Source organism: Bradyrhizobium sp. ERR14, assembly GCF_014198235.1.
Classification (GTDB): Bacteria; Pseudomonadota; Alphaproteobacteria; order Rhizobiales; family Xanthobacteraceae; genus Bradyrhizobium.
In genome coordinates this window covers 326729-343320 of sequence record NZ_JACIHD010000008.1, presented here as the reverse complement: position 1 = coordinate 343320, position 16592 = coordinate 326729, and the positions used below count along the sequence as shown (strand labels likewise).

The following is a 16592-nucleotide window of genomic DNA, read 5'->3' as shown; positions in this document are numbered from 1 at the left end:
GGTCGGCTCCCGGGAGATCACGGCATAAGCCGTCCAACCATCGCGCAGGGAAGGCCGAGTGATCGGCACCACCTGTATGCTGCTGTGCGGTTCTTTCTGCGTGTGCTTTTCGCGCAGCGGACCGCGGGTGCGAGCCAGCACCCGGCCTTCCCTGCGCCCTCTTGGATGAGAGGGTGGAGTGATCAAGCAAAGCTCGGGCGAAATCAGCCGCGAGAATGCGAAGGTGTGTCTGCCGTCATGCTTGAAAGGGCAACCGGACTGCAGGAGGATACGAGGCCGGCAGTTCGACGGCGATCCGCGTTTTTCGAGTCAGGTCGAGACCCCGAACAGTCTGCGAACGGCCGGCAGCCACTCGCCGGTCATCGTGAACTCGAGCCCAAGGCGCGCGCCGCAGGCGATGGCCACCATCGTGACGGGGGCCGAAACCGCGAGCGTCGACAGCGCGCTGAGGCCCTGACCGATGGTGCAGCCCATCGACATGATGCCGCCGATGCCCATCAGCAGCGCGCCGATCATGTGACGCTTCAACTCGCGTGCGTCGTCGCACGCTTCCCAGCGGAAGCCGCGCGCGAGCATCGCGGCGGCAAACGAGCCTGCGACGACGCCGGCAACCGAGCCGATGCCGAAATTGAGCCGCGCGCCGGAGAAGGTGGCGACGTAGAGAATGGCGTCACCAAGCGGCGCCACGAAGCTGAGCGAGGAGACCCGCACGGGGTCGAACTCGTCGTCGGCAAGCCATCCGGTGGCAAACCAGCCGAACGCGATCGCGGCGCCGACGGCAATGCCGGAGGCCAGCAGCCGCGGCGACCGGATCAGCCTGCCATCCGCAAGGGCCCAGAAGGCGAGCGCGGCGGACATCGCCACGACGAGGATCGCGCGCATCGTGCTGCCTGCGCCGAGCAGCGACGTCAAAGTCTGGGTGCTTCCCTCGGGTAGCCGCAACGACAACGGCTCGATCAGCATCAGCCGCAGCATGCCGGTGATGCCGCGCATGGTCGCGAGCGCCGACAGGCCGAGCACGAGAAAGACCACGATGGCGCGCAGATCGCCGCCGCCGACGCGCACCAGCGTGCCGAAGCCGCAGGTGCCGACCAGCGCCATACCGACGCCGAACATCAGCCCGCCGATGATCGCACCGCCAAGACCGATCGACGCCGTGAGGTAGATTGACCGCGACAGATCGACAATGCCGAACGCGGCGAGCACCTGGGTCGCGAGCAGGGCGACTGCCGCGGCCAGCGCGAAGGATTTCAGCCGACGAAAATCCGATCCGAAGAATGCGTCCTCGAGCATCGCCAGCGTACAGAAACGACCCGCGCGGCCGGCAACGCCGAGCACGGCGCCGGCGGCAAGCCCGCATGCGAACGCTATGGTCGAAGGGCTCAGCATTCCTCCCGCTTCGTTTTTGGTTCTGCCTTGCGGGTAGTCTGCGCCGGTGGGGCGCGAAAATCCAGCGTGGAGAACTACCGGCGGCGCCGGCGAACCGGCTCGCAGAACACGTCGTAAACGGCGGTGAGAATCTTGCGGACGTCCTCGCTGGCGAGACTGTAGTAGATCGTCTTGCCGTCGCGGCGCGTCGTCACCAGCCGATCGAGCCGCAACCGCGCGAGCTGCTGGGAGACGGTCGATTGGCGCTCGCCAAGGAACTGCTCGAGCTCGGTCACGGACTTCTCGCCCTCGGCGAGGATGCAGAGCAGCAGCAATCGGGACTCGTGCGACAGCGCCTTGAGCATGTCGCTGGCCTCGCGCGCCTTCTCGATCATCTGCTCGAGTTCGGCGGAGCCCTCGATATCCTTCAGCTTTGGCAACGGCATCGCGTCAAGTTCCTCTCAGAAAATCCGCAAGATGGTCACGACCTCCCGGGTTCCGATCCCGTGTTTGACAGGATTCGGTCCAACAGGCCGAAGAAGAAGGCATCGCCGGGATAGCCGCGAATGCGTCCGATCTCACGGCCCTCTTGTACCACGACGAAGGTCGGCGTGAAGGGACCCGGATCGATTCCGGCGAGATCGGCGGGAAGGGGGCTGTTCAGGTCGACCCGGCGCAGTGGTGCAGCCCGGCTTTCGTCGGTTTTGCCGTAGATCGGGGCGATCTCGGCGTTGAAGCGCGCGCACCAGGCGCAGCCGGCGCTCTCGAACATGACGAGCTCGGCGGCGCGCGATGCCGTCGCGGGCAGCGTGAGCCCGACGGCGAGCGCGAGCAAAACGATGATTCTATTCATGCTGCGTAACCGGCCTTTGCAGACTTCCTCGTGAAGGACTTGCTTTCCAAACGTCGATCGGCGCTTTATATCATTAAATTCGTATATGTGCTAGGGATGGGGCGGAAATGACCTTGGACGTTACGCTGGGTGCGGCCTTCGTCGCGGGCCTGTTGTCGTTCCTGTCGCCCTGCATCCTGCCCCTGGTGCCGCCCTTCCTGTGCTACATGGCCGGCGTCTCGGTCACGGATCTGTCCGGCGACAGGCCGGATCTGCGGCCGCGGATCCTGATCTCCGCGCTGGCCTTCGTGGCGGGCTTTTCGCTGGTTTTCGTCGCGCTCGGCTCGACCGCCTCGATCGCGGGACGCTTCATTTCCGCGCACCTGTCGACGCTCGGCATCGTCGCCGGCGGGCTGATTATCGTCATGGGCCTGCATTTCCTGGGGCTGCTCCGGATTCCGTTGCTCTATCGCAGCGCGACCGTGCAGGTCGACAAGCGCCCGGCCGGCGTGGCGGGGGCCTTCGTCATGGGCCTGGCCTTTGCGTTTGGCTGGACGCCCTGTGCCGGCCCCATCCTCGCCGCCGTCCTGCTGATGGCGGGATCGGAGGACACGACCGGACGGGGCGCACTGCTGCTCCTCGCCTATTCGGTCGGGACCGGCATTCCCTTCCTGGTCGCGGCGGCCTTCACCGGTCGCTTCATTGCCGCGCTTGGCCGTGTGCGCCGGCATCTCGGTCTGATCGAGAAGACGATGGGCGCATTCCTGGTCGCGACGGGTCTGATGTTCCTGACCGGATTGATGCCCGTGGTCTCCGAATGGCTGCTCGAGCATTTTCCTGCATTGACCAGCATCGGCTGAGGCTAGCCGTAACGGAAGTCGAGCAACTGGGCAAAGGATTGCAGTTCGATGAGGTAACGATGCACGAGGGGGCCGTCGCCCGCCATCGCGGCATGAGCGATCTCGCCGCTGCTGGCGATTGCGCCGTCGATCAGGCGGCGGAATTCACCTTGGGCGGCGATCTCGCTGTTTGCCCATTCGTTACAGCGTTGAAGCCGATCGCGGAACGCGCTCGCGGCGGCGACGGTGTCCTCGGCATTCGCCGATGCCGGCTGTTCGCCGTACCTGGTGGCGGCGATACGCAACGCCTCCATGGCGGGCGCAATCTCGAAGATGCAATCGCCGAGGTCGTACAGGCCCGCGTGACGCCTGAGCGCGTGAAAAGCCTGCCGAACTGCAAGCAACTCGCGGCCGGCGGCGACATTGTCTCCGCGGTCCAGCGCGCCCGTGATCGCCGTGAGTCTCTCGCGACCTCCGTCGAGAAATCGCGTCAGTTCGGCCGGCGCATAAGCGGGCGGAGGACCGGATGCGCTCGGCACAAGCCGCTTCCACCCGGCGACCGCTTCGTCCGTCTCGATCTGCGCCAGTGCGAAATTTCCAGTGCGCGCATAGCTCGCGGCGGTGCGCAGATTGGCCATGATCGGCGCCATCGCCGATGCGAAATCCGCAGGTCTATCGGCGTCCGCGCCGAGCGCGAGCGCGTTCGAGGCCAGCCATGCCAGCAGCATGATGGTGCAGCGCAAGATCGGATCTCCTTGTCACATTCGTGTATTCGAATATCATAATGAAAATGAGCAACGCGCAAGACTTTCCGAGGCACGAAACCCCGACGTCGCTTCGCACGCCGACGCGACGCGGCGTCCTGGCATTCGCTGCAGGCGCGGCGTTGGCCGGCCGCGGCGTGGCGGCGGCCGAGCCCGCCGTCGGAGAAGACGGGCTCTATCACGAGCCCTGGTTTCTGCAGAGCTTCCTCGATCTGCGCGAGGATCTGGAGGGCGCCGCGGCCGGCGGCAAGCGGCTTGCCATCATGTGGGAGCTGCGCGGCTGCCCCTATTGCCGCGAGACGCATCTTGTGAACTTCGCCGATGCCGGCATCGCCAGCTATATCCGCGACAATTTCGAGGTGTTGCAGCTCAACCTGATCGGCGCGCGCAAGGTGACGGACTTCGACCGCCAGGAATTAACAGAGAAAGAGCTCGCCCAGAAATACGGGATCCGGTTCACGCCGACCTTTCAGTTCTTTCCACCATCCGCCGATGGCCTCGAAACAAAGGATGCAATGGCGCGCGAGGTGGCGCGGGCACCCGGCTATCTCAAGCCGCCGCACTTCCTAGCGATGTTTCGCTTCGTGCGGGAGCGCGCTTACGAGCGCGGCTCGTTCCGGGATTTTCTGGCCGCGAACGGCTGATGCGGAACGCCGTCGAATTCCGCTTGACGCCAGCGTTTATATGAACATATCATAATAACTGAATTTGATGGACTGTGAGTCCGTCGTGACCAAGAGCGGGCGTCACCCCGCGATCCGAGGGTAGGGAACATGCGGCGCTCGCTTGCAGCTGCGTTTGCACTTTGTCTGTCGGCCGGAAGCGCTCTGGCGCAAGATCCGAACAAGGAGCCGATCAGGCTCGATATCGTCAACGACTCCTTGCCGAAATCCCTGACCGGCGCGCCCGGTAACGCCGCCGCCGGCAAGAAGGTGTTTCTGACGCGTACACTCGGCAATTGCCTGGCCTGCCACCAGGTCACCAGCCTGAAGTCCGAGGATTTCCACGGCGAGTTCGGTCCGTCCCTGGACGGCGTGGCCGGCCGCTACACCGAGGAGCAATTGCGCCTCATCATCGCCGACCCCAAGCGCATCTTCACCGACACCGTCATGCCGGCGTTCTTCAGGAATGATGGCCTCAGCCGGGTGCGCCCGGAGTTCGTCGGCAAGTCCATTTTGACGGCCGCGCAGGTCGAGGACGTCATCGCTTTTCTCAAGACGCTGAACTGACGGCGAGGAGGATCAGGAATGAGAGCCATCAATCGACGGCAGGCATTTGCGCTCGGGGGCGGCTTCGTCGTGCTGACGCTGATGCCCATCGCAGCCGATGCCGAAGTGACGGGCGATGCGGCGAAGTGGATCGAGACGTTCACCGGCGGCAAGCAGCCTGCCAAGGGCAAGATCGCGCTCGACCTGCCGGAGATCGCGGAGAACGGCAACACCGTGCCGCTCTCGATCAACATCGAGAGCCCGATGACGACAGACGCCTATGTGAAAGACGTTCTGATCATCGCCGACGGCAACCCCAATGCGGGCGTGGCGACGCTGTCGTTTACGCCGCTGTCGGGCAAGGCGGAAGCTTCGATCCGGATCCGGCTTGCGACCACGCAGAACGTGATTGCGGTCGCGAAGATGAGTGACGGTTCGCTGTTCATGGAGCAGAAGACCGTCAAGGTCACCATCGGCGGCTGCGGCGGCTAGGGCGTCAGGAGAGGAACAATGGCAGACAAACCGCGCATCAAGCTTCCCAAGGAAGCGGCCAAAGGCGAGGTAATCCAGATCAAGACCCTGGTCTCGCATGTCATGGAATCCGGCCAGCGCAAGGACGCGCAGGGCAAGGCCATTCCGCGCAAGATCATCAACAAGTTCGCCTGCGAGTTCAACGGAAAGCCGGTGTTCTCCTGCGCGCTCGAGCCTGCGATCTCGGCCAATCCCTACGTCCAGTTCGACGCGCGGGTCGACGAAGCCGGCACGTTCAAGTTCTCCTGGACGGACGACGATGGCACGGTGATCACGGCTGAAGAGAAGATTGCGCTCAAGGCATGATGCGCATCGCGCATTGAGGGAGGCACGCAATGGCGCGACGATATGTTGGGTTGGCCGCTCTGGTCGCGGCCGCCGCGTCGGTTGCGACGCTCGCGGTCGCCGAGGACGCTGAGCGCAAGGGCATCGCGGCTCCGCCCGGCCACGTCTTCAAGACCATCATCTCCGGCTACGAATTTCGCAGCAAGGAGACCCGCGCGCTGCAGGACGACGATCTCGAAAATCCGGGCTTCCTCGCCGTGGAGCGCGCGGCTGACGTCTGGAAGAAGGTCGAGGGCAGCGAGGGCAAGTCCTGCATGAGCTGTCACGGCGAGGCCGAGACCAGCATGAAGGGCGTCGGCGCCGGCATGCCGAAATGGGACGACAAGCTGAAGAAGCCGGTCAATCTCGAACAGCGCATCAACATCTGCCGCAGCGAGCACATGAAGGCCGAGCCCTGGAAATTCAAATCCCGTGAGCTGACCGACATGACAGCGTTCGTGCGCTACCAATCGCACGGCATAAAAGTCTCGGTGAAGACCGACGGGCCGATGTCGCCCTGGTTCGAGCGCGGCAAGCAGATCTATTACACGCGCTACGGCCAGCTCGATCTGGCCTGCGAGTCCTGCCACGAGCGCAACAACGGCAAGTTCATGCGCGCGGACTTCCTGAGCCAGGGCCAGACCAACGGTTTTCCGACCTATCGGCTGCGCGACCAGCGCCTGGTGCCACTGCATGAGCGATTCGAAGGCTGCATGTTCGACGTGCGCGCCGAGCCGTTCAAGCCGCTATCGGACGAGTTCCTCGCGCTCGAGCTCTATGTGGCCTGGCGCGGCATCGGCCTTCCGGTCGAGACGCCATCGGTGCGCAACTGAAACGTTGAGCTTGCAGGAGTGTTGCGCATGATCTCTCGCCGCGAGTTCATTCAGGTTGCCGCGGCAACGGCGGGACTTTCGACCGGTGTGGGCTCCAGCCTGACCCGTGCGTTCGCCCAGCAGCGCTTGACCGAAAAGGAATTGTTGGCCTTCGAGCCGCTCGGCAACGTCACGCTGGTGCATGTGACCGATATCCACGGTCAGCTGATGCCGCTCTATTTCCGCGAGCCCTCGACCAATCTCGGCGTGGGCGAGGCCAAGGGCCTTCCGCCGCACGTCACCGGCAAGGAGTTTCTCGCCCGGTTTGGCATCGCGCCCGGCTCGTCGGCGGCCTACGCGCTGACCTCGGAGGATTTCGAGGCGCTCGCCAAGAGCTATGGCCGGATCGGCGGCCTTGATCGTGCCGCGACCGTGATCAAGGCGATCCGTGCCGAGCGCGGCGACAAGGTCGCATTGCTCGACGGCGGCGACACCTGGCAGGGCTCATGGTCGTCACTGAAGACGCGCGGCCAGGACATGATCGACTGCATGGCGCTGCTCAAGCCCGACGCCATGACCGGCCATTGGGAGTTCACCTACGGCTCCGAGCGGGTCAAGCAGGCCATCGAAGGCCTCGGCTTCCCGTTCCTCGGCCTCAATATCCGCGACACCGAATGGAACGAGGCGGCGTTCGAGGGCTCGACCATGATCGAGCGCGGCGGCGTCAAGATCGCGGTGCTCGGCCAGGCCTTCCCCTATACACCGGTCGCCAATCCGCGCTGGATGATTCCGAACTGGTCGTTCGGCGTGCGCGAGGAGGACGTCCAGGCGCAAGTCGACAAGGCGCGCAAGGGCGGCGCGCAGCTCGTCGTGCTGCTCTCGCATAACGGTTTCGATGTCGACCGCAAGCTGGCGAGCCGCGTCAAGGGCATCGACGTCATCCTGACCGGGCATACCCATGACGCTCTGCCCGAGGCCGTCAAAGTCGGCAAGACCCTGCTGATCGCCTCGGGCTCGTCCGGCAAGTTCGTCTCGCGGCTCGATCTCGATGTCCGCGACGGTGAGGTCAAAGCGTTCCGTTACAAGCTCATTCCGCTGTTCTCCGATGTGATCACGGCGGACGCCGAGATGGCCGCGAAGATCGCCGAGGTTCGCAAACCCTTCGCCTCCGATCTGGCCAAGGTGCTCGGCAAGACCGATTCGCTGCTCTACCGGCGCGGCAATTTCAACGGCACGTTCGACGACCTGATCTGCCAGGCGCTGCTGCAGGAGCGCGATGCCGAGATCGCACTCTCGCCCGGTTTCCGCTGGGGCACCAGCGTGCTGCCCGGACAGGACATCACTTTCGAGGACGTCACCAACGCGACCGCGATCACGTATCCGGCGGTTTACCGTATGGGCATGACGGGTTCGCGGTTGAAGGAGATCATCGAGGACGTCGCCGATAACCTCTTCAATGTCGACCCCTATTATCAGCAGGGCGGCGACATGGTGCGGATCGGCGGGCTTTCCTACGCGATCGACGTCACCAAGCCGCAGGGGCAGCGCATCTCCGACATGCAGGTTCTCAAGACCGGCTCCCCGATCGATCCCGCCAGGGAATATCAGGTCGCGGGCTGGGCCAGCGTCAACGAAGGAACCGAAGGGCCGCCGATCTGGGACGTCGTCGCGAATTACCTGACGCGACAGAAAACCGTTCGGCTCGAGCCCAACCGGGCCGTCAAAGTTACCGGAGCGTAAGAAGCGATGTCGAAGATGGACAGTCAATCCCGTCGCAGCTTCCTGGCCGCCGGCGCCGGCGTCGCAGCCTCGATGCTGGCAAGGCCGGCGGCCGCAGGCGGAAATCCCGCCAACCAGCCGCCCAATGTGCCGGAATGGACCAAGTCGCTCGGCGAGGGCGTCGCGGTGCGTCCGTATGGTAAGCCGTCGAAATTCGAGAAGGACGTCGTCCGGCGCGACGTCGAATGGCTGACCGCCTCGCGCGAATCCTCGGTGAGTTTCACGCCGCTGCATGAGCTCGAAGGCATCATCACCCCGAACGGCCTCTGTTTCGAGCGGCATCACGGCGGCATCGCCGAGATCGATCCGGCCGATCATCGCCTGATGATCCACGGGCTGGTCGAGCGTCCGCTCATTCTCACCCTGGAGGAGTTGAAGCGCTATCCGCGCGTCAACCGCATCCACTTCATGGAATGCGCGGCGAATTCGGGCATGGAATGGCGCGGCGCCCAGCTCAATGGCTGCCAGTTCACCCACGGCATGATCCACTGCGTGCAGTACACCGGCGTCTCGCTGCGCACCCTGCTGGAGGAAGCCGGCGTCAAGGCGAGCGGCAAGTGGCTGCTGGTCGAAGGCGCCGACGCGGCGGCGATGGACCGCAGCCTGCCGATCGAGAAAGCGCTCGACGACTGCATCATCGCCTACAAGATGAACGGCGAGGCGCTCTATCCCGAGCAGGGCTATCCGATGCGGCTCGTGGTGCCGGGCTGGCAGGGCAATCTCTGGGTCAAGTGGCTGCGCCGCATCAAGGTCGGCGACCAGCCCTGGCACACTCGCGAGGAGACGTCGAAATACACGGACCTCATGCCGAACGGCAAGGCGCGCCGCTTCACCTGGTCGATGGACGCCAAGTCCGTGATTACGAGCCCGAGCCCGCAAGCGCCGATCAAGCACGGCAAAGGCTTTACCATCGTCTCGGGTCTGGCCTGGAGCGGCAACGGCAAGGTCAAGCGCGTGGACGTGTCACTCGACGGCGGCCGAAATTGGTGGCCGGCGCGGCTCGACGGGCCGGTTCTCGACAAGGCGCTGACGCGTTTTTACTACGAGTTCGACTGGAACGGTGAGCCGCTGCTGCTGCAATCGCGTGTGCAGGACGAAACCGGCTATTTGCAGCCGAGCAAGGCGGAGCTGCGCAAGATCCGCGGCGTCAACTCCATCTATCACAACAATGGCATCCAGACCTGGCATGTGCAGGCCAATGGTGAGGTCGAGAATGTCGAAGTCGCTTAAGTTCACTGCAGCCGCGCTGCTCGCATGCGCGCTGAGCGTGCCGGCGCTCGCGCAGCAGAAGGCGGACGCCAAGAGCGGTCCACGCTATCACATTGGCCGCGCGCCGACCGCGGACGAGATCCACGGCTGGGATATCGACGTGCGCCCCGACGGTCAGGGCCTGCCGGAAGGCAAGGGCACGGCCATGCAGGGCGAAAAGCTGTTCATGGACAATTGTTCGTCCTGCCACGGCGAGTTCGGCGAGGGCAACGGCCGCTGGCCGGTGCTGGCCGGCGGCAAGGGCTCACTGACGTCTGACAACCCGGTCAAGACGGTCGGCTCGTACTGGCCCTACGCGTCCACCGTGTTTGACTACGTCCGTCACGCTATGCCTTATGGCAATACGGGATCCCTGTCCGTCGATGAATATTATGCGCTGGTTGCTTACGTCCTCTATCTGAACGACGTCGTCACCGATCAGAACTTCGAGCTGAACAAGAAGACCCTTGCGACGATCAAGATGCCGAACGAGCAGGGGTTCGTGATGGACGACCGCGCCACCAGCGAGAAGTCGTTCTGGCAGAAAGACCCCTGCATGAAGAACTGCATTGCCCCGGTGAAGATCACGGGGCGCGCTGCCGCCATCGACGTGACGCCCGAGGACGGCAAGGAGAAGAAGTCGCGGGGCGTGGAGTGAGACACGGCCGGGCGAGCCGCCGCGCGCTGCTGCACGCGGCTCTCGCTGTTGGCTCGTTCATCGTAATCCATCCGGCCGTGGCCCAGGCGGCCGAACCTCACAGGCTCGCGCTGCAGATCAGCGACGACGACCCGGTCAAGATGCGCGCCGTGCTCGATGTTGCGGCCAATGTCTCGCGGCATTATTCGGGGCAGGGCGAGGACGTCGAAATCGCAGTGGTCGCCTTCAACGGCGGCGTCGACATGCTGCTTCAGGACCGCTCGCCGGTGAAGGAGCGCCTGGCGAACTTCCTGAAATCGATGCCCAATGTGAGCTTCATCGCTTGCGGCAACACGCTGGAGACGCTGGCGGCGAAGGAGGACAAGCGGCCGCCGCTGATTGAGGGCGTCAGCGTCACACAGGTCGGGGTTGCCGCGCTGATGGATTTGGCGGAGAAGAACTGGACGATTGTCCGGCCCTGAGGAGAAAGCCGCTGATGCAATGGTTGATAGGACTGGCCGTCTTGCTCGCGTTCGCAGGGTCCGCATATGCGGCCGAACAGGAGCTCGAACTGTCGGTCGACGGCCGCACCACGCTCGCGACACTGCGCACACCAGCCGCGATGTCACCGGACACGCCGCTCGTCGTAATGACCCACGGCACGCTCGCGCACAAGGACATGGAGGTCATTCAGGGCGTTGCCAAGGCGCTTGAGCAGCGCGGCATCGCTTCGCTCGCCCATACGCTGTCGCTGGGGCTCGATCGCCGCAAAGGCATGTACGACTGTACCGCACGGCATGATTATGTCGTTGAGGATGCAGTCGCGGAGATCGGCGCCTGGGTCGCGCGGGCGAGGGGCATGTCCCGGCTCGTCTTCGCGTTCGGCCATTCGCGCGGCGGCAACCAGGTGGCGCGGTATCTTGCAGCGAACGAGATTTCGCCGGTGGCGGGTGGGGTGCTGCTGGCGCCGGTGACCGCAAAAGCCGAGGCCGATCTGCGCGCCTCCTACGCCAAGACCTATGGCAAGCCGCTCGAGCCGGTTCTGGAGCTGGCGACGAAAGCGGTTGCGGCGGGCCGGGGCGGGGAGTGGATGGACGTGCCGGGCTTCGTATATTGCCGCAATGCCGTGGTTTCCGCGCGGGCCTTTGCGTCATTCTACGGTCCTGCCGGCCAGGACACGGCCGCGCTGGTGGCGCGCGTGAAGCTGCCGGTGCTGGTGCTCGCCGCGACCAAGGACACCGTCGTGCCCGACGTGGCGGCCGCCTTCACGTCGCTTGCCGGTTCGAGCGGGGGCAGGGTGCATCTCGACAAGATCGAGGATGCCGATCATTTCTTCCGCGACCTGTTCGCGGAAGACGTTGCCGATCGAATCGCCGAGTTCATCAAGCAGGCACGATAGGAGGGGGACCATGCAGCGTCGATCCATGCTTGGCGCGAGCCTTGCCGGGCTGTTTGGTGCGTTCGCGGTGCGCCAGGCGTCCGCGGCGACGGAAACGGCCGCGCGACAGCGCGTCGTCTATCATCTGGCCGATGCCGATCGTGTCGACTTCGTTCTGGGCAATCTGCAGAACCATGTCGACGGCGTCGGTGGACCCGGCAAGGCCGACATCAGGCTGGTCGTGCACGGACCGGCGCTGCGTGCCTTCCACGCGCTCGCGGCGCAGGACCACACCGTTGCGATGATGACGAAGCTCGTCGATGCCGGCGTCGGCTTCGATGCCTGCGCCAATACGATGAAGGCGCAGGGCGTCAAGCTGGACGATCTCACGCCCGGTTTCGTGGTGGCCGAGAAGGGCGGCGTGGTGCGGCTCGTCGAGCTCCAACAGCAGGGATTTGCCTATTTGCGCCCCTGAGGCCGCTGTGTTCCGGCATCCTGCGACGTCGAGCTTTGATCTGGCTCATGGGACGCGACGACGCGATCGCTAGAATTGCATGCTCGCAGCAACAGCCGAGGCGGACGTGCTGACGCCGATCATCGATCTCTTGGGTGAAGATCCGCTGTCATGGTTCGGCGGCCTCATGGTCGGAGGTCTGTTCGGGTTCTTCGCGCAGCGCAGCCGCTTCTGTCTGCGTGCCGCGGCGGTCGAATTTTCCCGAGGCGAGGGCGGGCCGCGCCTTGCCGTCTGGCTCCTGACTTTTGCCGCGGCGCTGGTGGGTACGCAGGGCCTGGTCGCGCTCGGCTGGCTCGACATATCCGAGGCGCGCCAGCTCGCGCAGCAGGGCAGCATCTCCGGCGCTCTCCTGGGCGGTGTGATGTTCGGTTGCGGGATGATTTTGGCGCGGGGCTGCGCCAGCCGGCTGCTGGTGCTCTCGGCCAATGGCAATCTCCGGGCGTTGTTGTCGGGGCTGGTGTTTGCGGTGACCGCGCAAGCCTCCTATCGCGGCCTGCTGTCGCCCGCGCGTGAATGGGTGACCAACCTGTGGCTGGTCGACGGCGGTCCGTCGCGCGACATCATGGCCATGTTCGGTGCCGGCACGCCCGAGAAGCTTGCATTCGGAGGTTTGTGGCTGATTGCGGGGCTGGCCTTCGCCTTTCGCAGCCGGTTGCCGCGCCGGCTGATCCTTGCCGCACTTGCGACCGGAACGGCCGTCGTCGCCGGCTGGCTCTTCACCTACCAGCTGTCGCAGGCTTCCTTCGCGCCGGTGACCTTGAAGAGCCTCACCTTCAGCGGGCCGTCGGCCGAGCTCTTGATGCTGGTGCTCAACAGCGCGCAGCTTCGGCTCGGCTTCGACCTCGGCATCGTCCCCGGTGTATTCCTCGGCTCGTTTCTGGCCGCGGCGCGCGCGCATGAACTTAAGCTTGAGGGATTTTCGGACGGGCTCGGCATGCGGCGCTACCTGTTAGGGGCGGTGCTGATGGGGTTTGGCGCGATGCTCGCCGGCGGCTGCGCGGTCGGCGCCGGCGTGACCGGTGCCTCCGTATTCGCACTCACCGCCTGGCTCGTGCTCGGCGGCATGTGGCTGGGGGCGGGACTCACGGATCTGCTTGTCGACCGCGCCGGCGTGCCGCAGCAGACGACGGGCTTGCCGGCCGCGAGCGGCTGACATCAACATTGTCGCATTGCTAAGGACAACATCGAGCGCATTGGCGAATGCGCGTGCTTGCTTCTGAGGTGCGTAGATCAGAATTTTAGTTGCGTACCTCAAAAATCGGGAGCAGGATCGCGGCAAAGAATAAGATCGGTCGGGAGGAGATGTGATGAGACTGCTCCGGAAGCTGGGACTCGCCGCTGCCGCATGCCTGCTTTTGGCCGACGCCGCCGCAGCCGATACGATCGTAAAGTGGCTGCACATCGAGGCAAATCCGGCCCAGGTGAAAATCTGGGAGGAGGTCGCGCGCGCCTATGAGGCCTCCCATCCTGGCGTCAAGGTCGAGATGCAGTTTCTCGAGAACGAAGCCTACAAGGCCAAGCTGCCGACCATCCTGCAATCCAAGGATCGCCCGAACATCATCTACAGCTGGGCCGGCGGCGTCCTGAAGACCCAGATCGAGGCAGGTGTTCTCGACGACATCACCGAACAGGTGAAGGGTTACAGCGACAGTCTCACGCCGGCCGCGCTCGCCGCGTTCACCGCTAACGGCCGCGTTTATGGTCTGCCGACCGCGCTATCGCAGGTCGGCTTCCTCTGCAACAAGGAGCTGATGGCCAAGGCGAAAGTCGATCCTGCCGGGATCAAGAGCTGGGACGATCTGCTTGCGGCGGTGAAGACGTTGAAGGCCGCCGGTGTGACGCCGATCGTGGTGGGCGGCGCCGACAAATGGCCGTTGCACTTCTACTGGACCCATCTTGCGGTGCGCATCGGCGGCAAGCCGGCATTCGACGCGGCATTGCGCGGCGAGGACAGCGGCTTCGCCGGCGAGACCTTCCAGAAATCCGGCGAGCTGTTCAAGCAGCTCGTCGATCTCCAGCCGTTCCAGAATGGCTTCCTTGGTTTCAAGAACCCGCAGGCCGTCGGCTATTTCGGCGACGGCAAGGCGGCGATGACTCTCGCGATCAGCACGGTCTATCATTTGCAGCGCGCTCTCGCCGCCGACAAGGTCGGATTGAGCGAAGACAAGATCTGTTGGTTCGACTTCCCGGTGGTGGCCGGCGGCAAGGGCGCGCCGACCGACACGCTCGGCGGCATTACCGGCTGGCTGGTCACGAAAGGTTCGCCGAAGGAGGCGGTCGATTTCCTGAAATACTTCGTCTCGAAGGATGTGCAGACGCGGCTTGCGGCGGGTAACTTCATCATCCCGGTGGTGCAGGGCGCGGACGCTGGTCTCAACAATGCCTTCATGAAGCTGATCGCGGCCAATCTGGCGAAGTCGAACTACCACCAGAACTTCTATGACCAGAGCCTTGGTCCGTCGGTCGGCCGCGTCGTCAACGACGTCACCGCGGAGATCGCCGGTGGCAGCATGAGCCCGCAGAATGCCGCGAAGGCGATCGAGGCGGCGTGGAAGCAGGGCAACTGAGGGTGGCGCGACGTATCGCGAATTCGCCCGCGATTGGCGTTGCGGGGACACCGTTCTCCTCGCTCGCGGTCCGCGGCCCGGCCTGGGACGGCCGCTTCACGGTCCTGATCCTGTTCCTGCCGCCGGCGCTGCTGCTGTTCACGCTGTTCGTGGTGCTGCCGATCGGCGAGGCCGCCTGGTACTCGGCCTTCAATTGGAACGGGTTCGGCAGGCCGACCAACTGGATCGGCTTCGACAATTACCGCTTCGTGCTGGAGACGCGCGCCTTCTGGCTCGCGCTGCGCAACAATGGGCTGATTATTGCGGTCTCGCTCGCGATCCAGCTGCCGCTCGCGCTGACGCTGGCCTTGATGCTCGCCGAACGCTTTCGTGGGTCGGTTGCGCTACGCATGCTGTTCTTCATGCCCTATATCCTGGCCGAGATCGCGACAGGGCTGATCTTCAGCTTCGTCTATGACGGCGACTACGGCCTTGTCGCCTCGATCTGGCGCAGCTTCGGCGCCGAGCCGCCGCATCTGCTGGCCTCGACCGACACGTCGATGCTGGCCGTGCTGATCGTGATCGTGTGGAAGTATTTTGGCTTCCACATGATGCTGTTCATCGCGGCGCTCCAGAGCCTCGACAAGAGCCTGATCGAGGCGGCGCGCATCGACGGGGCGACAAGGTTGCAAGCCCTGCGCCATGTCGTCATTCCCTTGCTCTATCCGACGATCCGCCTCTCGGTGTTTTTCGCCATTGTCGGCTCGCTGCAGCTGTTCGACCTCGTCATGCCGCTGACACGCGGGGGGCCTGCGGACTCCTCGAACACGATGGTGAGCTTCCTCTACAACAACGGCATCTCGCGCATGCGGGTCGGCTATGGCAGCGCCATCGGCGTCATCCTGTTCGCGATCTGCGTGACCTTTGCCTTTACCTACAAGCGTTGGTTCATGCGCGATGAATAGTGCGAAGATTTCCCGCAACCCGGTCGATCCTGCCGTGCTGTTCAAGGCCGTGTTCCTCGCCATCGTGGCCATCTTCGTGCTGGTGCCGCTGCTCGCGACGTTGCTCGGCGGTTTGAAATCGCTCGGCGAATTGCGCGTCAACCCGTTCGGTTTGCCGCGTCAATGGGAATGGCAGAATTACTCCGACATCCTGTTCTCCGCGCGCTACTGGCAGCTCCTGCGCAACTCGCTGATCATATCCTCGCTCGCGGTGGTGTTGACCCTGATCACCGCATCGATGGCGGCGTTCACCTTTGCCCATGTCAAGTTCTACGGCAGCTCGATGCTGCTGAGCTATCTCACGCTCGGCCTGCTGTTTCCGGCGGCGACCGCGGTGCTTCCGCTGTTCATCAAGGTGCGCGATCTCGGGCTGCTCGATACCTATTTCGGCGTTGCCTTGCCGCAGGTGGCCTTCAGCCTCGCGATGAGCGTGCTGCTGCTACGGCGGTTCTTCAAGGACATTCCCCACGAACTGCTCGAGGCTGCGCTGGTCGACGGCTGCAGCTACATCAAGTTCTTCCGCTATGTGACGTTGCCGCTGTCGCGGCCGATCCTGGCGACCGTCGGGACCATCACCTTCGTCAACAGCTGGAACGCCTACCTGTTGCCGCTGGTGATGCTCAACACGGATGCGCTCTATCCGTGGCCGCTCGGCATCATGGTCTATCAGGGCGAGTATTCGTCCGAATGGCACCTGATCCTGGCCTTCATCACGTTGACCATCCTGCCGACGATCATTCTCTTCCTTCTGGCGCAGAAGCACATCGTTGCCGGCCTCACTGCGGGTGCGGTCAAGGGATGAATGGAC

20 protein-coding genes are annotated in these 16592 nt (G+C 64.2%); 16 read left to right on the top strand and 4 right to left on the bottom strand.

Translation table 11 applies throughout. The features are described from left to right. Positions 1–309 precede the first annotated feature (309 nt). The 3 genes from GGD62_RS23900 to GGD62_RS23890 form a co-directional block, all read right to left on the bottom strand. Positions 310–1389, bottom strand: a complete 1080-nt coding sequence (locus tag GGD62_RS23900) for a YeeE/YedE family protein (RefSeq protein ID WP_183710499.1) — start codon at positions 1387–1389, stop codon at positions 310–312. A gap of 74 nt (positions 1390–1463) precedes the next feature. Then, positions 1464–1814, bottom strand: a complete 351-nt coding sequence (locus GGD62_RS23895; RefSeq protein ID WP_018316042.1) for a metalloregulator ArsR/SmtB family transcription factor — start codon at positions 1812–1814, stop codon at positions 1464–1466. A 35-nt stretch (positions 1815–1849) separates the two neighbouring features. Beyond that, positions 1850–2221, bottom strand: a complete 372-nt coding sequence (locus GGD62_RS23890; protein ID WP_183710497.1) for a thioredoxin — start codon at positions 2219–2221, stop codon at positions 1850–1852. Positions 2222–2328: 107 nt separating this feature from the next. Here GGD62_RS23890 and GGD62_RS23885 point away from each other — a divergent pair, with 107 nt between their 5' ends. Then, a complete protein-coding gene (locus tag GGD62_RS23885) occupies positions 2329–3060 on the top strand; it encodes a cytochrome c biogenesis CcdA family protein (RefSeq protein WP_183710495.1) in 732 nt (243 codons plus the stop codon). Positions 3061–3062: 2 nt separating this feature from the next. On the opposite strand, the gene GGD62_RS23880 is transcribed toward GGD62_RS23885, so the two are convergent. Next, positions 3063–3677: a hypothetical protein gene (locus tag GGD62_RS23880; RefSeq protein ID WP_246800262.1), complete on the bottom strand. Its 615-nt coding sequence runs from the start codon at positions 3675–3677 to the stop codon at positions 3063–3065. A gap of 152 nt (positions 3678–3829) precedes the next feature. Between GGD62_RS23880 and GGD62_RS23875 the strand changes: the two genes are divergently transcribed. From GGD62_RS23875 to GGD62_RS23805, 15 genes are all read left to right on the top strand, one after another. After that, positions 3830–4447, top strand: a complete 618-nt coding sequence (locus GGD62_RS23875; RefSeq protein WP_409333962.1) for a SoxW family protein — start codon at positions 3830–3832, stop codon at positions 4445–4447. A 129-nt stretch (positions 4448–4576) separates the two neighbouring features. Continuing rightward, entirely contained in the window at positions 4577–5032 is a 456-nt protein-coding gene (gene soxX / locus GGD62_RS23870; protein WP_092261868.1) for a sulfur oxidation c-type cytochrome SoxX, read from the top strand. An 18-nt stretch (positions 5033–5050) separates the two neighbouring features. Next, complete coding sequence (gene soxY / locus GGD62_RS23865) at positions 5051–5503, top strand: thiosulfate oxidation carrier protein SoxY (protein WP_183710491.1); 453 nt, start codon at positions 5051–5053, stop codon at positions 5501–5503. An 18-nt stretch (positions 5504–5521) separates the two neighbouring features. Further along, positions 5522–5848 (top strand): thiosulfate oxidation carrier complex protein SoxZ, encoded by a 327-nt coding sequence (soxZ, locus tag GGD62_RS23860; RefSeq protein ID WP_018316049.1) that lies wholly within the window; start codon positions 5522–5524, stop codon positions 5846–5848. Positions 5849–5877: 29 nt separating this feature from the next. After that, positions 5878–6699, top strand: a complete 822-nt coding sequence (soxA, locus tag GGD62_RS23855; RefSeq protein ID WP_183710489.1) for a sulfur oxidation c-type cytochrome SoxA — start codon at positions 5878–5880, stop codon at positions 6697–6699. A 27-nt stretch (positions 6700–6726) separates the two neighbouring features. Beyond that, entirely contained in the window at positions 6727–8418 is a 1692-nt protein-coding gene (gene soxB / locus GGD62_RS23850) for a thiosulfohydrolase SoxB (RefSeq protein WP_183710487.1), read from the top strand. A gap of 6 nt (positions 8419–8424) precedes the next feature. After that, on the top strand, positions 8425–9687 hold the full coding sequence (gene soxC / locus GGD62_RS23845) for a sulfite dehydrogenase (RefSeq protein WP_183710485.1): 1263 nt from the start codon (positions 8425–8427) through the stop codon (positions 9685–9687). Continuing rightward, positions 9671–10363, top strand: a complete 693-nt coding sequence (locus GGD62_RS23840) for a c-type cytochrome (RefSeq protein ID WP_246783319.1) — start codon at positions 9671–9673, stop codon at positions 10361–10363. The genes soxC and GGD62_RS23840 overlap by 17 nt, the downstream gene beginning before the upstream one ends. A 26-nt stretch (positions 10364–10389) precedes the next feature. Next, positions 10390–10824: a DsrE family protein gene (locus tag GGD62_RS23835; protein WP_183710538.1), complete on the top strand. Its 435-nt coding sequence runs from the start codon at positions 10390–10392 to the stop codon at positions 10822–10824. Between the two features lie 14 nt (positions 10825–10838). Continuing rightward, positions 10839–11741: an alpha/beta hydrolase gene (locus GGD62_RS23830; protein WP_183710483.1), complete on the top strand. Its 903-nt coding sequence runs from the start codon at positions 10839–10841 to the stop codon at positions 11739–11741. A gap of 10 nt (positions 11742–11751) precedes the next feature. Continuing rightward, positions 11752–12195 carry a DsrE family protein gene (locus tag GGD62_RS23825; RefSeq protein WP_183710481.1) on the top strand — a complete coding sequence of 148 codons (444 nt, stop codon included), beginning with the start codon at positions 11752–11754 and terminating at the stop codon, positions 12193–12195. Between the two features lie 106 nt (positions 12196–12301). Then, positions 12302–13387 carry a YeeE/YedE family protein gene (locus GGD62_RS23820; protein WP_049814771.1) on the top strand — a complete coding sequence of 362 codons (1086 nt, stop codon included), beginning with the start codon at positions 12302–12304 and terminating at the stop codon, positions 13385–13387. Positions 13388–13541: 154 nt separating this feature from the next. Further along, entirely contained in the window at positions 13542–14801 is a 1260-nt protein-coding gene (locus GGD62_RS23815) for an extracellular solute-binding protein (RefSeq protein ID WP_183710479.1), read from the top strand. A 2-nt stretch (positions 14802–14803) separates the two neighbouring features. After that, complete coding sequence (locus GGD62_RS23810; protein WP_018316058.1) at positions 14804–15745, top strand: carbohydrate ABC transporter permease; 942 nt, start codon at positions 14804–14806, stop codon at positions 15743–15745. Beyond that, the gene (locus GGD62_RS23805; RefSeq protein ID WP_183710477.1) at positions 15738–16586 is read left to right on the top strand and encodes a carbohydrate ABC transporter permease; all 849 of its coding nucleotides are present in this window, start codon (positions 15738–15740) and stop codon (positions 16584–16586) included. The genes GGD62_RS23810 and GGD62_RS23805 overlap by 8 nt, the downstream gene beginning before the upstream one ends. The last annotated feature ends 6 nt before the right edge of the window (positions 16587–16592 follow it).